This is a genomic window from Parageobacillus sp. KH3-4, assembly GCF_022846435.1.
GTDB lineage: Bacteria > Bacillota > Bacilli > Bacillales > Anoxybacillaceae > Parageobacillus > Parageobacillus thermoglucosidasius_A.
On sequence record NZ_AP025627.1, the window covers coordinates 2,411,155 to 2,426,779 of the forward strand.

A 15,625-nucleotide genomic window follows, 5' to 3' on the forward strand; every position below is an offset into this window, starting at 1 on the left:
CCTTTTTGCGAAAAAATGAACGAGGAAGCGATCGCTTATTTAGCGACCGCTTGCAATGCCAATGATTCGTTTACTGCGGCTTTTTTTCGTTTCGCCACCGTTTCAAAGGCGGCCATCATCGCCTCATCTTGAGAAAGCCCGGATTGTTCCATCGATTTGATCGTTTCGACCATCAATTTGTAGTTTCTCGGAATGACTTTCACAAATTTTCCGATGTACTTATCCCAGTGCGCCAATATGTGGGCAGCTTTTCCGCTTCCGGTATATTGAAAATGTCTTTCAATCATTCGACGCACTTCGTTAATCTCTTCTTCCTCTTCGAGACGTTCAAACAGCACTAATTCTTTATTCGCCGTTCTTTGCCACTTGTTTTCATCATCAGCCAACACATAAGCGATTCCTCCGGACATTCCTGCCGCGAAGTTTTTCCCGACGGAACCAAGAATCACGACACGCCCACCTGTCATATACTCACAACCGTGGTCGCCGACGCCTTCTACCACCGCATTCACGCCGCTGTTTCGCACGCAGAACCGTTCGCCGGCGCGCCCGCGGATATATGCTTCTCCTCCCGTCGCCCCATAGAAAGCGACATTGCCGATAATAACATTATCCGAAGAAGCAAACGCCGCTTCTTCCGGCGGACGGACAACCACTTTTCCGCCGGACAGCCCTTTGCCGATATAATCGTTCGCATCGCCGACAAGCGTCATCGTCATTCCTTTTGGCACGAAAGCGGCAAAGCTTTGTCCAGCAGAACCTGTGAAATGGAGGCGAATCGTGTCTTCCGGAAGCCCTTCTTCGCCGTATCGTTTCGATATTTCGCTTCCCGTAATCGTTCCGACGGCGCGATGAACATTTCGAATCGGAAGATGAAGCTCGACTTTCTCTTTTCGCTCTAACGCAGGCGCTACCGCCGGCAAAATTTTGTTGTAATCCAGCGTTTGTTCGATTTTATGCTGCTGCGGCCGAGCAAACGTCCGTGGACCATCTGCTTGGTAAAGCAAACGCGATAAATCCAAATGTTTCGCTTTCCAGTGTTTTTTCGCGCGCTCGCTCACTTTTAAGACATCGACTCTTCCGACCATTTCGTCTATCGTGCGGAAGCCGAGACGCGCCATAATTTCACGCACTTCTTGGGCGACAAAATACATGAAGTTGATCACGTGCTCCGGTTTTCCCATGAACTTTTTGCGAAGTTCTGGGTTTTGCGTCGCCACGCCAACCGGGCATGTATCAAGATGACATGCCCGCATCATCACACAGCCTAAAACGACAAGCGGGGCCGTCGCGAACCCGAATTCTTCAGCGCCAAATAACGCAGCCATCACGACATCGCGGCCTGTCATTAATTTTCCATCCGTTTCAAGCACAACGCGGTCACGCAAGCCGTTTAGCATTAGCGTTTGGTGCGTTTCCGCAAGGCCAAGTTCCCACGGAAGCCCGGCATGCTTAATGCTCGTTTTTGGCGACGCTCCTGTTCCGCCTTCATATCCGCTGATGACAATGACATCGGCGTTTCCTTTCGCAACTCCAGCCGCGATCGTACCGACTCCTGCTTTCGAAACGAGCTTCACGCTGATGCGTGCGTCTCTATTGGCGTTTTTCAAATCATAAATAAGTTGCGCCAAGTCTTCAATCGAATAAATATCATGGTGCGGAGGAGGTGAAATCAATTCCACTCCAGGCGTAGATCCGCGCACTTTTCCAATCCATGGATACACTTTATTGGCAGGCAGCTGTCCGCCTTCGCCTGGTTTTGCCCCTTGCGCCATTTTGATTTGCAATTCATCGGCGTTGACTAAATAATGGCTTTTTACTCCAAAACGGCCGGAAGCGATCTGCTTAATCGCGCTTCTGCGCAAATCACCGTTTTCATCCGGCACGTAACGGCTCGGATCTTCTCCTCCCTCGCCGCTATTGCTTTTTCCGCCGATGCGGTTCATCGCAATCGCCAATGCTTCATGCGCTTCTTTGCTCAATGAACCGTAGGACATCGCCCCTGTTTTAAAGCGGCGCACGATCGATTCAACCGGTTCGACTTCTTCAATCGGAACTGGAGTTCTCGTTTCATCAAAATCAAACAAATTTCGCAAAAACGTCATGCGTTCTTCATTTGCCAGTCTTGAATATTCTTTATAAAGCTGGTAATCGTTTTTCCGGCATGCCCATTGAAGCAGGTGAATCGTTTTCGGATTGAATGCGTGGTGCTCTCCGTTTCGTCTCCATTGCAACTCGCTGCCAGGATCTAATGTATCGTCTTTGTACGCTATTTGGAATGCGGCTGTGTGGCGCATTTTCGCTTCTTTGGCAATTTCGGCTAAACCGATGCCGCCGATTTGCGATGCTGTGCCTGTGAAATATTGTTCGATCACTTCCTCACCGATGCCGACCGCTTCGAAAATTTGCGCGCCTCGGTAACTTTGCACCGTCGAAATTCCCATTTTCGACATCACTTTGACAACGCCATCGGTAACAACCTTTTTATATTTGTTCACGGCTTCGCGATAGGAAAGCGAAAGAACCCCGTTTTTCGTCGCATTGCGAATGGTTTCGAGCGCTAAGTACGGATTCACCGCATCTGCGCCGTATCCGATTAAAGCGGCAAAATGATGCACTTCCCGCGCTTCGCCGCATTCGACAATAATGCTTACATTTGTGCGCGTTCCCTTGCGAACAAGATGTTGATGAAGCGCGCTTGTGGCAAGCAGCGTCGGAATGGCAACATGCTGTTCGTCGACGCCTCGGTCAGACAACACAAGAAGCACCGCGCCGCTTTCCATCGCCTTTTCCGCTTTTTCAAACATTTCATCAAGCGCTTTTTTCAAATCATCGGTAAATAATGCCGGAATCGTCACACATTTAAACTCAGGATACGGGTTCGCTTTTAACGCAGCGAGCTCTTCGTTGGAAAGAATCGGCGTATCCAAGCGAATGCGGCGGGCAGCTGATGCATCCGGATGAAGAATATTTCCTTCTTTGCCGAGAAGCGTCATCGTCGATGTCACAATGTATTCGCGAATTGCATCAATCGGCGGGTTGGTAACTTGCGCAAACAGCTGCTTGAAATAGTTAAACAAGCTTTGCGGGCGGTCTGACAACACCGCGAGCGGCGCGTCATTGCCCATCGCTCCGGTCGGGTCTTTTCCTTCCTTCACCATTGCGACGATCGTTTTTTCCACATCTTCATACGTATAGCCGAACGCCTTTTGCAATGTGACAAGGTTGCCGACAGGCTCCGTATCTTCTGGAATATCGAGCTCGTCTAGCGTCATCATTTGTTCGTTCAACCATTTGCGATACGGCTTTTCTTTGGCGATTTCTTGTTTAATTTCCTCATCGGAAATGATCCGGCCTTGTTCTAAGTCGACTAAAAGCATTTTCCCTGGGCTTAGCCGGTCCTTATATAGCACGTTGTTCGGATCGACATCAATGACGCCGACCTCCGACGAGAAAATAATATAGTCGTCTTTTGTCACATAATAGCGCGCCGGCCGCAGCCCATTGCGGTCCAAGATCGCACCGATCTGTTTTCCGTCCGTAAACGAAATCGCCGTCGGGCCGTCCCACGGTTCCATTAAACAGCTATGGTATTCGTAAAACGCTTTTTTGTCGTCGTCCATTTCGCTGTCCCAGAACCACGGTTCCGGAATGAGCATCATCGCCGCATGCGCTAATTTTTTCCCAGCTAAGACAAAAAATTCAAACGCGTTATCTAAAATGGACGAGTCACTGCCGTTCATATCTAAAATCGGCGTAATTTTTCGCAAATCCTCACCGAAAAGTTCGGATACGAACTGCTTCTCCCGCGCCATCATCCAGTTGACGTTTCCTCTTAGCGTGTTGATTTCGCCGTTATGAATTAAATAACGGTTTGGATGCGCTCTTTCCCAGCTAGGGAACGTGTTCGTGCTAAAGCGCGAATGCACAAGAGCAAACGCCGATTGAAACCGTTCGTCTTGCAAATCGACATAAAATTCGTCCAATTGCTCAGGCGTAAGCAATCCTTTATATACGATCGTCCGGCTCGAGAGGCTGGCGAAGTAACATTCATTATTTTGGACGAGCTTTTCCGCTTGCTTGCGAATGACATACAATTTCCGTTCAAACGCAAGCTCATCTTGAATATCGTCGCTCGCTCCGATAAACACTTGGCGAATAAACGGTTTGCTTTGCTTTGCGAGTTTTCCGAGTTTTTCGATATTTACAGGCACAGTACGCCACCCTAACAGCGTCTGCCCCTCTTTTTCAATAATTTTATTAAACTCTGTTTCATAATACGCCCGTCTTTCCTCATCTTCTGGCAAAAAGACCATGCCGACGCCGTAGCGCCCTTTTGGCGGAAGCTTCATTTTTCCGCATGCTACTTTAAAATATTCATGCGGAATTTGTACCATAATCCCCGCGCCATCGCCCGTTTGCGGGTCACTCCCTTGCCCGCCGCGATGTTCAAGCTGGCGGAGCATATGAAGACCTTTTTTTATAATATCGTGGGACGGCTTTCCTTTTAAATGGGCATAAAAGCCGATGCCGCACGCGTCATGCTCAAATTCAGGACGGTAGAGCCCTTGCGCTTTCGGTAGTCCATAATGTTTCATTTTGCTTCCCTCCCGTTCCATTTACTCCGTACATATAATTGTAATTTTCAAAAATAATATAAACAATATATAATTTAGATTAAATTAATCTCATTTTGCGATAAATGGCAGGGAGGGAGAAAAAATGGAGCTAAGACAACTTCAATATTTTTTAGAAGTCGCCAAACGGGAGCATGTTTCCGAGGCGGCAGAAGCTCTTCACGTCGCACAATCCGCGATTAGCAGGCAAATTGCCAATTTAGAAGCCGAACTTGGCGTGCAGCTGTTTGAACGGGAAGGGAGAAATGTAAAGCTGACCCCCGTTGGCCGCCATTTTTTGCCACATGTAGAAACAGCGCTAAAAGCAATCGATTATGCAAAACAGCAAATTGAGGAATATTTAGACCCGGAACGCGGAACGATCAAAATCGGCTTTCCGACGAGCCTCGCAAGCCATACGATGCCGATGGTCATCTCCGCCTTTAAAGAAGAGCACCCAAACGTAGCGTTTCATCTGCGGCAAGGAGCCTATCGCTACTTAATCGATGCCGTGAAAAACCGGGAAATCGATTTGGCGTTTCTCGGACCTGTACCCATTGGAGAAACAGGAATTAAGGGAGAAGTTTTATTTTCTGAATCGTTCGCCGCCCTTTTGCCGAGCAATCACCCTCTCGCCAAGCGAAGCAGTTTAGTATTAAACGAGCTGCGCAACGATCCGTTCGTCACATTTCCGGAAGGATACGTACTGCATCAAATCGTGCTCGATGCCTGCCATCAGGCCGGATTTTCCCCGGTCATCTCGTCAGAAGGAGAAGATTTGGATGCGATCAAAGGGCTTGTCTCAGCAGGAATCGGCGTCACCCTTCTTCCAGAAAGCGCCTTTTATGAAACGGTGCTGCGCTTTGCCGTCAAAGTGCCGATCGAAATGCCCCAAGTCAAGCGAAACGTCGGCATTATCATCTCCGATCATCACGAACTGGCGCCGTCGGTCAAAGTGTTTTATCGGTTTGTCAAAGACTTTTTTGCCCAGTTGGAGCGGTATCGGTAAAAAAGTTGGTACCCAAAACTATAATATTGGGTACCGACTCATTCATTGTTCGTTACTGTATTTCTGGGTAGAACAGTACTTTCCCAAAAAATCCGTTTTTATTTGTTATTCTTTCAAAAATCTCTGGTCCCTGTGAAAGAGGAACACGGTGAGTTATTAATGGCCTTACATTAATTAGTCCCTTGCTCATGCATTCGATTGTTGTGCTCCACTCTCTTCCAGGGAATGGAGCTGAGATAGCATTCCAAGATCCTAGTACAGTTAATTCATTTCTTACAATTTTTTCAAAATAAAATCGCTCGATGTTTACATCCGAGTATGGGATACCTAAAAACAAAACTTCTCCTCCTTTTTTGGCTAACGCAAACACTTGAGCAGATGTAATAGGAGAACCGGCTGATTCAATAACTAAATCAACCCCATTTCCATCAGTTAATTCCATTAACTGTTCATAAGCTGTTTTTTCAACTGCATGAATAACAACATCCGCACCGACTTCTTTTGCAATATCTAATTTCTTACTATCAATATCGATGGCATAAACTTTACTAGCACCGAAAATTTTTGCCCACTGAACAGCTAATAACCCAATACTCCCGCAGCCCACTACTGCAACATCTGCACCGGGCTGTGTTCTAGTTCGGTAAAATCCATGTGCCACTACAGCTGAAGGTTCTATAAATGTCGCCGTATCAAAATCAATTGTTTCAGGTATAGAAAGTACATTTTCTCCAGGAAGCTTTACATATTCTGCAAATGCTCCAGGATATCTAGCTCCAATCACTGTTAATTTTTTACATTGTGACAGTAATCCTTTTTTACAGCTTTCACACTTTCCGCAATAAAGTGCAGGGCATGCTGCTACGCGGTCCCCGATTTTAACATGATGAACGCCAGAGCCGATTGCAGCTACTTCACCGCTAAACTCATGTCCCCATACCATTCCTTCAATATATGGACCTAGCTTAGCATATCTTGATAAATCAGAGCCACAAATGCCTGCCGCTTTTACTTTTATAATGACCTCATCATTTTTTTCAATAAACGGTTCCGCCGCTTCCTCGTATCGTAAATCCCTTTTTCCATATAACTTTAGTGCCCTCATTCATTTTTACGTCCTTCCTACTTTGCTCATCTTTCATCAGTTTCTGCAGCCTCAACGGAAAGATTTGATTGGATAGACGGCCTTCTTTGTTTAAAATAAAATTTAGAGGCTAATGCTACACCGACAACAATGGTGTTAATTAACATCTGATGCTCAACATAAAAATCTCCAACCATACTCCCATATGGTCCAAGCACAAAATCAAGAATCTTTTCAATCATAATCCCGACCGCCTTTTATTTTTAATTGAATTTCTGGGCAGTCAGAAAACGTTTGACTCAATTTTGCATAGCTCTTTGAATTTTATATAAATATGGTTACACAAGGACACTGCTTTTTTATTTTTATTTCAATAAAATAATCAATCGATAGGTGTTAACAATACTTTGATGGCTTCTCCATTTTTAATGACCCTGTACGCTTCATCCCATTGATCAATAGTAAATTGATGCGTAACAAGCGTTTTGGCATTTACTTTCTTTTCACTCATCAAAGCTAATGACGGCTCCCAATCAGCAGGTTTTTGGCTTCTAGATCCAATCAGTTTAATTTCTTTTTGAATAATCTTTTCTGCGTTAATAGGAATCTCAGGTTTTGCAAAAATACCTACCTGTATCAACTGCCCTTTCTTTTTCAATAAGTCTAGCCCCATGTTCACCGCCGAAACAGCTCCTGCGCATTCAAAGACAACATCAGCACCATATCCATCTGTTAAACTTTTTACAATATGGTTGATGTCTTCTTCTTGAACATTAACAGCATAATCCACCCCCAATTCTTTAGCTTTTTCTAGACGAAGTTGATCAGTAGACAAACCAGCAACAATAACAGTCGCTCCATAAGTTTTTACTACTTGAGCAACGAGTAAACCAATTGGGCCAGGTCCTAGAACGACAACAACATCTCCTTCGCTAATGGTTGCTTTAGCCACCGCATGATGTGCGCAAGCAAGCGGCTCAGTCATAGCAGCAGATACATAATCTACTTGTTCGGGAAGCTTGTGAACGCTTTCTTTCCTAGCAATTACATACTTAGCAAAACTGCCATTTTGCTGCGTTCCTAACCCTTTTCTACTGCTACACAAATTGTAATCGCCTGTTTGGCAATAAACGCATTCCCCACAAATATAGAAAGTTGTTTCTGACGTTACTCTGTCCCCCGGTTTAAATTCTGTTACGTTTTCACCGACCTCAACGATTTCCCCTGAAAATTCATGTCCCAAAACAACAGGTGCCTTTACTTTATAATGACCTTCGTACGTGTGAATGTCAGTACCACATATCCCACTATATTTCACTAATATTTTGACCTGATCTTTTCCCACTTCTGGTTCTACAACATCTACAATTTCTAGGCTGCCAAAACCCAATTCTTTTTTGACCAACGCTTTCATTTTTTGTCCTCCTTATGCTTTATGATAAGGAAACAGAAGGAGTCTAAAAATCTATTCCGTTTCAATTAGTTTATTAGGGCGAAGATTTTATAAATTATATAGTTAATTAAATTACCGCCTTGGTCGATACTAGATATTTTGCTTGCACCTTCAGGCATATGGAATTTAGCATCAATAGCCATTTGTGTATGAAGTGCTGCAAGATCTGTCGCCATGTAAAGTGATAAAGCAATCATAACAGTACCGACAATCACGGAATGAACAATATTCCCACGCGAAGCACCAACGATAAATGCGACAATAAAAGGAATCGTTGCTAAGTCACCGAAAGGAAGAACATTATTGCCCGGCAAGATTACAGCTAATGCCACTGTTATCGGAACAAGAATTAACGCGGTTGAAATGACTGCCGGATGACCAATCGCGACAGCGGCATCTAGCCCAATATAAATATTTTGCGCACCAAATTTCTTTTGAAGTAATTCACGTGCTGATTCTGAAATAGGCATGAGACCTTCCATTAAGATTTTCACCATTCTAGGCATAAGAACCATAACTGCTGCCATTGACATGCCAATTTTAATCGTATCGCCAACAGAATAACCGGCAAGTAAACCTAAAGCTAAACCAAGAATGAGCCCCATGAAAATCGGTTCTCCAAATATTCCGAATTTTCTTCGGATTGTTTCAGGATCTGCATTCAATTTTTTAACACCAGGAATTTTTTGCATTAATTTCACCATCGGAATTCCTAATACTGCATAAGAGACTGTGCTCCCAGTAGCAACAGAAATACCCGGCAATCCAAAGTAATTTTCCAACATTGGTGCTGTCCAATCGGCAATTTTTAAACATACAATTTGGAATAAAAGTGCAGCGATGAGCGCTTGGATTACGCTGTCTGTTAAAGCATATACAATAGCTCCCATAAACGTATAATGCCAAAAGTTCCAAATATCCACGTTCATTGTTTTCGTTGTTTTGGTGATCAGCATTAAAACATTTACTAACAATCCAAGCGGTATAATAAATGCTGCGATTGGAGAAGCCCATGAAATAGAAGCTGCCGCTGGCCAGCCGACATCGATAACATTCAACTTAATTCCAAATCTTTCAACCATTCCTTGGGCAGCTGGACCTAAATTGCTCACGAGTAAATCGACTACCAAGAAAATCCCAACAAACGCCACTCCTATCGTTAGGCCCGCTCTAAAAGCTTTTCCAGGTTTTTGGCCAAATAGCAAACCAAGCAGGAAAATAACAACTGGCAAGATAACCGTTGCGCCCAAATCTAAAAACGCCTTCAACGCATCAACAAATTCCCTCATCATTTAATCCTCCATTTTAATACATTCCTGCAGAAATCATGGAATCCAAACTTGTTATGTGAAATTTCTGTCAGTTAATTTTTCAAATATTCCAAAATTTCTTTTTTTACTTCTTCTAATCCTATTCCCGTTAAAAACGCTCGCGCATTGATTACAGGGAACGGGTACTCATTTTGAACAATAGTTGTAGTAACTAACAGATCAGCTGTATCGACATACGAACCTACTTCAGTAATCTTAATTTGAACAATGTCACATTCAATATTGTTTTCCGTGCAAAGATCTTCTATCGCTCTATTCACAATTGTCGATGTTGCAATTCCTGCTCCGCATGCTACCAATACTTGTTTTTTCTTCATGTTGATCTCTCCTTCTATAGTATTTGCAAATGATTAACTAAGCGATTTTTTATATTTGACCTGTTTTCTTCTGACATTAGAAACTGCAATTCCTCTTCATTTTGAAATATTCCCATTAGTTTTTGAAGAAGAACGAGATGAGAATCTTTCTTATTTATTGCAAGCATAAATACTATTTGAACAGGAGTTTCTGCACTTCTTTCTCCCATAACCCCAAATTTCACCGGCTCCTTTAATATCGCCACACTTATCGCATTTTTATTTACATGTTCTGCATCTGTATGAGGAATAGCGACGGAAACGCCATTGGTAGGAAGACCAGTAGCAGAGTTTTTTTCTCTCTCAATCACAGCTTCAATAAAGCTTTCTTTTACTAATCCTTTTTCAAACAGATTTATGGCCATGATCTTTAATAATTCTTCTTGATTATCCACATTTACATCTTTCAAAATTAATGACTCATCAAAATATATTTCACACACTTATTTATCACCCCAATATTTCTAAACGTACGTTATGGATCGGCTGCATATTTTTTGATGATTTCGTGTATCTCATAAATAGATTTTGCATTTATCATTTGTTGGCGGTCGTGATCGTTTCTCACTAGTTTCATTAGCTGCATTAGCGCCCGAAGATGGCGGTCTTTATCCAATGCTGCGATAACAATCACCAGCTGAATGGAATAGTCAGTTGCAAACGTTACACCCTTCCTTAACCGAAGTAAACTCATAGAAAGTTCATTAACCCCTTCATCTGGTGCGGCATGAGGAATAGCTGTCTTCGGGCCAATGACAATATATGGATCAGAATGACAGCGCTGAATCATAGCTTCTATATAATGCTGTGTAATACTGTTCCTTTTTAGCAAAGGTCGTGAGGCAATCTTAATTGCTTCCTCCCAAGTACTAACAGAATGTCGCAAAGTAATCGTTGAAGGCGTTATTAATTCATATAAATCCGGGTTTTTCGTGCTAAATCCATAATTTAACTCTGGCGAACGGTCTTGACTAATATATTCTAGTAACTGTTTTGATAAATTTTTTCTATCCTTAATCACACAATGTTTTTCGACAATTTCCAATATCCCATCTACATTTAATTCATTTGGCACATATCCGTATAATTCGTGCATGACTTGTTTGCGTAGTCTCTTTTTCTCTTCGCATCCGAGAAAGGAGTTAACTAGAAAAAATTTTTTTGGTGTTTCTAAAAACACTGGTGCAAATACAATATCGTAGTCCATTGGATATTCTTGGAATTCCCTGATTGATAATGAGTCTAGAAATATAAATTCCGGAAACAATTCCCTTAGTGTGCTGAACATCAATCGAGAAATGGAGACACCTTTAGGGCAGACGACAACTGCTTTCATTCTTTTGCTTATATTTTCTCCTTGTCGTGTAAGCCATCCCCCAATTAACATCGTTAAATAAACAATTTCACTTTCTGGAATGTCACATCCAATTAAATCAACTAACGGTTGAATAGACTTTTTCACTAAATGATGAAGCTCTTTAAAATTATGGTTAACAATTTTAACAATTTCGTACATCTCATTCACTTCTGTTAAGTTATACTTTATTCGGTAATATGCTGGCTTCATATGAAGAAATAACTTTTGAAGCAACTGATCCCTATCTTTCAAAAAAATGCATGTATTTTTTTCAAATAGTATCAGCATCTCATCCAATGCTTGTATTAAATCAGGAATGGTCTCCTCTGTTAATCCTTCTGACCAATGCACATTGGTTGTGAGTAAATGAAGTGTGATAAAGAGACGCTCCTCTTCTGGAACATCTTTGAAATTACGGAGAATTTCTTCTGTTGCCAAGTATTCTTTGGTGTCTGAAATTTCTTCATAATTTATACAAGGCGAATCCATTTTCATTCCTTGACTAATTCTTCTTAAGATAAGGAGTAAAATATAAGGCATTACCTCGATTTTCTCATCCGTAAATTTTAAGTTCAACGATTTTTCCACCTTTTCAATTCTATTTCTAAATTCTGCTATTTCTTCATCAGATAACTGGGCAATTTGTCTTACTCTTTCGATGCCACGATCCATTTTTGAAATCTTGTATATTGTGGAAATCAATAATTTTCGAATGTTGAACTCTTTTCCTTCTATTAGATAGCCGTATTTTCGCGAGTAACGAAGCTCAAGATTAAAGCCGTCAGCAAGCTTCTTTGCTTGTTTTAAGTCATCGATCACCGTATTTTTGCTTACTCTTAATTCACTAGTAAAATGAACTAATGAAAGTTCTTCCGTTTTGCTTAATAACATAAACAAAATTATATTTACTCGTTGCATTTTGGATAATTCGTTCAAATTCTCATAACCAAACTCTTCATCCAGATTAAGTTCTAGATGAAGTTTCGACTTTAAAGTTTTATCGACCAGAAAATAGCCGCTGTTCGTCCTTTCAATTTCATTCATATTTTTGCTTCTTAGCCATATATTTATTTTCTCAAAACTATACCCAATCTGCCTGCGGCTTAACTGGTATTTCTTTTCTAATTCTTTGCTGCTAATATTCGGATTCCTAATCACCTCTCTCAATAGATGGATGCTTCTTCCATCCAGTATCATTATATCCTCCTTTCTCTACGCTTATTGTAGCGCTAGTAAACAAATTTATGGATGCGCTTTCATTCCTTTTTTTGAATTTTTGTAATACAAAATTGTGATTTGCTTTAAAAAATAAATATCGCTAAATCCTGCGACTATACCATAATTCCTTCTAAAAGAAGAAACACGTCGTCCAATATCGCAATTCGATAACCAAATGGGAAATTATGATCGCATTCTTCGTCATTTGTATCGGTTGATTCAAGAAATCTGTGTAAAAAATCATTATCATTACGATCATCGCAAGGGAAGGAAGTTTTGCGGCTTTCATATGGAACCATCCATTCCATTGAAAAAACGCACAAAAACGGAATCCTCAATGCCGTGTGAAGAAAAAACGACAAAACTGGAACAATGGAGAAAGTAAAATCATCGCACCAAATCGTTTAAACCGTGATTTTACAGATTCGCAGCTAAAATGAAAAATGGGTAATGGATATCATCACTTATTTGGTGCTTCGCTGCTTTGATTTATACAACAATGAAATCATTGCCTATCAAATCAGTGACCGACAAGATGTTCAACATTGTTAAAGACACTAGAAATGGACGTAAAAAAGCGACAACCGAAACAAGCGCTGCTCTATAGCGATCAGGGGGCGGTGTATACGTCTTATGCTTTGCAACATTTAGCCAAAGAAAAAGGCATTACCACAAGCATGCCCCGCAAAGGGAAATGCCGTGATAATGCCGTGATAGAATCGTTTCATTCCTTGTTAAAGTCTGAAACATTCTATTCTCAAGAAAAGCAAAATCTTAAACTCTCTGTTGTAAAACAATGGTTTAGAATTACATTCATTATTATCATCAAATTCGAATTTAAACAACATGAAATGACCTATCTCCTGTGGAGTTCAGGAAACAGGCAGCAGCGGTGTTTTTTAGGCTGGTCAGTCCAATTGCGATTCCGGGGCTTTTCTATCAATGTTTCCTTAATTTATTTTTCCACATCTCACTCATTCAGCATCTGAACGCGCAACTTTCGCCATCTGTTTCGCCTGTTCGCACGCACGGACGACTTCATCAAGCGATTTGCCCAATCCTGCTTCTACAGCGGCGATATACGCCCCTTCCACCAACGGGGCATCGGCAATCGCGATATAATCCGGTTTTCCGAGCATTTCGATCGCCAATTCCGCGTTCAGTAAAGCGCTTCCAAGATCAAAGAGAATGACAACCCCTTTTTCCGAATAAACCGATTCAATCGCTTCTTTGATGCGGAAAGCGTTCGTTCCAATCTCTCCGTCGCTTCCCCCTGCAACTGCGATGCTGACATCGGGCTGGACTTGATTTAATAATTTTTTTAAACCATTTACTATTTCCTGGCTGTGCGAAATTAACACAAGGCTGACATACTTCATGAATCGATCTCTCCTTTATTCTTCCAGCGCTTTCGCTAAAGCGGCAAACAATAAATACGAAGAAGCCGAACCTGGGTCGATGTGGCCAACCGATCGCTTTCCTAAATAAGCGGCGCGCCCTTTTTTCGCCTCAAGTTCTTTTGTATGTTCCATTTTTTCTTTCGCAAGCAGCTCCACTTCTTTCGCGTGTACGCTTCCTTTCTCCCGCAAAAATTCCATGACCGGCTCCCATACGTCCACCATCGTTTTCTCGCCGGCGTTTGCTTTTCCGCGCGCTTTGATTCCGCCTAACGCCGCTTCTAACGCTGCGACCAGCTCTTTGTCATCCGCTTCCTTTTTTCCCGCAAGCGCCAGCGACATTTTCAAAAAAGCCGTGCCGTATAGCGGTCCTGAAGCCCCTCCGACTTTCGCGATTAGCGTCATGCTTACGTCTTTGAAAAGCGAGCCGAGATCTTCGTAATTGGTAGAAGCAATTTTTCCAGCCACTTCTTGAAATCCGCGCGCCATATTTAGCCCATGGTCGCCGTCGCCGATCGCTTGATCGAGCTCCGTTAAATATTGTTTTTGTTGCTGAATGTGATCGTTTGCAATGCTCATCCATCGTTTCGCCTGCTTCACGCCAAACGCCATGACGATTTCCCCTCTCCCCATTTATTTTTTTAACGCAATCGTATCGGCAGGCGCATCGAACAATTCGATCAAGAAATCATCCAATTTGAACAGTGATATCGAACATCCCGCCATTTCCAGCGAGGTCATATATTCTCCAATAAATGTTTCATGGACATGAATTTGTTTTTCCTTTAATATCTCCGAAACTTTCTTGTTAACAATATATAATTCCATTAACGGTGTCGCGCCAAGCCCGTTAATCATCACGGCGACGCGGTCGCCTTTTTCTAGCTTCATATCATCGAAAATTTTGTCAAGCAGCGTTTCCGCAATTTCGTCCGCTGTTTTGATCGTTGTTTTTTCAATTCCCGGTTCACCATGAATGCCGATGCCGACTTCAATTTCATTTTCTCCAAGTTCAAAGCCAGGTTTTCCCGCTGCCGGCACGGTGCATGGAGTAAGCGCCATTCCCATGGAACGGACGTTTTGCACCGCTTTCTTCGCCACCGCCTCGACTTCTTCCAGCGATGCGCCGCGCTCCGATAGCGCCCCTGCGATTTTATGAACGAACACTGTTCCCGCGATGCCGCGCCTCCCTGTCGTAAACGTGCTGCCTTCCACCGCGACATCGTCATTTACAATGACTTTCGCTACGTTAATGCCTTCTGCTTCGGCCAATTCCGCAGCCATTTCAAAATTCATCACATCTCCCGTATAATTTTTGATAATAAGCAATACGCCTTTTCCGCTATCGACCGCTTTGATGGCCTCTAGCACTTGGTCAGGCGTCGGTGAGGTAAACACTTCCCCGCATACCGCCGCATCTAACATCCCCTTTCCAACATAACCCGCATGTGCCGGTTCATGTCCGCTGCCGCCTCCGCTTACGATTCCGACTTTTCCTTTTACTGGAGCGTCATTTCTTACAATCACCTTCGTACCCGGCAGCCGTCTTAACCGATTCTGATAAGCTGCGACCATTCCTTCTAGCATATCGTTGACGACTTGATTTGGATCGTTAATTAGCTTTTTCATCGCTCTCTCCCCCTCGTACAATTGCATTACTTTTACTTTTTTTCATTGTACCATAATAATGATCATTTATTTCTAAATTTTGTATGTCAAACTCACACATAAAATCAATATTTTTTCCTGCTCAAAATGCGAACAGTTAACAATCTGGTTATGAAAGTGTTTGTTTTTAATAGTG

The 15,625-nt window shown here is 42.5% G+C and carries 13 protein-coding genes; 2 read left to right on the top strand and 11 right to left on the bottom strand.

What is annotated here, in order from left to right; genetic code table 11:
- Window positions 1-35: 35 nt before the first annotated feature.
- On the bottom strand, window positions 36-4,598 hold the full coding sequence (gltB, locus tag MWM02_RS12175; RefSeq protein WP_244402128.1) for a glutamate synthase large subunit: 4,563 nt from the start codon (window positions 4,596-4,598) through the stop codon (window positions 36-38).
- A gap of 124 nt (window positions 4,599-4,722) precedes the next feature.
- On the opposite strand from gltB, the gene gltC reads away from it, so the two are divergent.
- Entirely contained in the window at window positions 4,723-5,625 is a 903-nt protein-coding gene (gltC, locus tag MWM02_RS12180) for a glutamate biosynthesis transcriptional regulator GltC (protein ID WP_064550850.1), read from the top strand.
- A gap of 52 nt (window positions 5,626-5,677) precedes the next feature.
- Here the strand turns inward: gltC and MWM02_RS12185 are convergent, their stop codons facing one another.
- The 7 genes from MWM02_RS12185 to MWM02_RS12215 all read right to left on the bottom strand — a co-directional run bounded on the left by MWM02_RS12185 (window position 5,678) and on the right by MWM02_RS12215 (window position 12,403).
- The gene (locus MWM02_RS12185; RefSeq protein WP_244402129.1) at window positions 5,678-6,730 is read right to left on the bottom strand and encodes a galactitol-1-phosphate 5-dehydrogenase; all 1,053 of its coding nucleotides are present in this window, start codon (window positions 6,728-6,730) and stop codon (window positions 5,678-5,680) included.
- A 26-nt stretch (window positions 6,731-6,756) separates the two neighbouring features.
- Entirely contained in the window at window positions 6,757-6,951 is a 195-nt protein-coding gene (locus MWM02_RS12190; RefSeq protein ID WP_064550852.1) for a hypothetical protein, read from the bottom strand.
- 140 nt (window positions 6,952-7,091) lie between these two features.
- The gene (locus MWM02_RS12195; RefSeq protein WP_064550853.1) at window positions 7,092-8,123 is read right to left on the bottom strand and encodes a zinc-binding dehydrogenase; all 1,032 of its coding nucleotides are present in this window, start codon (window positions 8,121-8,123) and stop codon (window positions 7,092-7,094) included.
- Between the two features lie 65 nt (window positions 8,124-8,188).
- Complete coding sequence (locus tag MWM02_RS12200; RefSeq protein WP_244402130.1) at window positions 8,189-9,451, bottom strand: PTS galactitol transporter subunit IIC; 1,263 nt, start codon at window positions 9,449-9,451, stop codon at window positions 8,189-8,191.
- A 74-nt stretch (window positions 9,452-9,525) separates the two neighbouring features.
- Window positions 9,526-9,810 carry a PTS sugar transporter subunit IIB gene (locus MWM02_RS12205; protein ID WP_013401149.1) on the bottom strand — a complete coding sequence of 95 codons (285 nt, stop codon included), beginning with the start codon at window positions 9,808-9,810 and terminating at the stop codon, window positions 9,526-9,528.
- A 14-nt stretch (window positions 9,811-9,824) separates the two neighbouring features.
- Window positions 9,825-10,292: a PTS sugar transporter subunit IIA gene (locus MWM02_RS12210; RefSeq protein ID WP_064550855.1), complete on the bottom strand. Its 468-nt coding sequence runs from the start codon at window positions 10,290-10,292 to the stop codon at window positions 9,825-9,827.
- Window positions 10,293-10,324: 32 nt separating this feature from the next.
- Entirely contained in the window at window positions 10,325-12,403 is a 2,079-nt protein-coding gene (locus tag MWM02_RS12215) for a BglG family transcription antiterminator (protein ID WP_244402131.1), read from the bottom strand.
- Window positions 12,404-12,969: 566 nt separating this feature from the next.
- Here MWM02_RS12215 and MWM02_RS12220 point away from each other — a divergent pair.
- Window positions 12,970-13,413 (top strand): hypothetical protein, encoded by a 444-nt coding sequence (locus MWM02_RS12220; protein ID WP_244402132.1) that lies wholly within the window; start codon window positions 12,970-12,972, stop codon window positions 13,411-13,413.
- On the opposite strand, the gene dhaM is transcribed toward MWM02_RS12220, so the two are convergent.
- From dhaM to dhaK, 3 genes are read right to left on the bottom strand one after another with little or no spacing between them, the layout of a single operon-like run.
- Window positions 13,399-13,803 (bottom strand): dihydroxyacetone kinase phosphoryl donor subunit DhaM, encoded by a 405-nt coding sequence (gene dhaM, locus MWM02_RS12225; RefSeq protein ID WP_064550858.1) that lies wholly within the window; start codon window positions 13,801-13,803, stop codon window positions 13,399-13,401. The two genes, MWM02_RS12220 and dhaM, sit on opposite strands and share 15 nt — an antisense overlap.
- Window positions 13,804-13,818: 15 nt before the next feature.
- Window positions 13,819-14,433 (bottom strand): dihydroxyacetone kinase subunit DhaL, encoded by a 615-nt coding sequence (dhaL, locus tag MWM02_RS12230; protein WP_244402133.1) that lies wholly within the window; start codon window positions 14,431-14,433, stop codon window positions 13,819-13,821.
- A 21-nt stretch (window positions 14,434-14,454) separates the two neighbouring features.
- A complete protein-coding gene (gene dhaK, locus MWM02_RS12235) occupies window positions 14,455-15,450 on the bottom strand; it encodes a dihydroxyacetone kinase subunit DhaK (RefSeq protein WP_244402134.1) in 996 nt (331 codons plus the stop codon).
- Window positions 15,451-15,625: the final 175 nt, after the last annotated feature.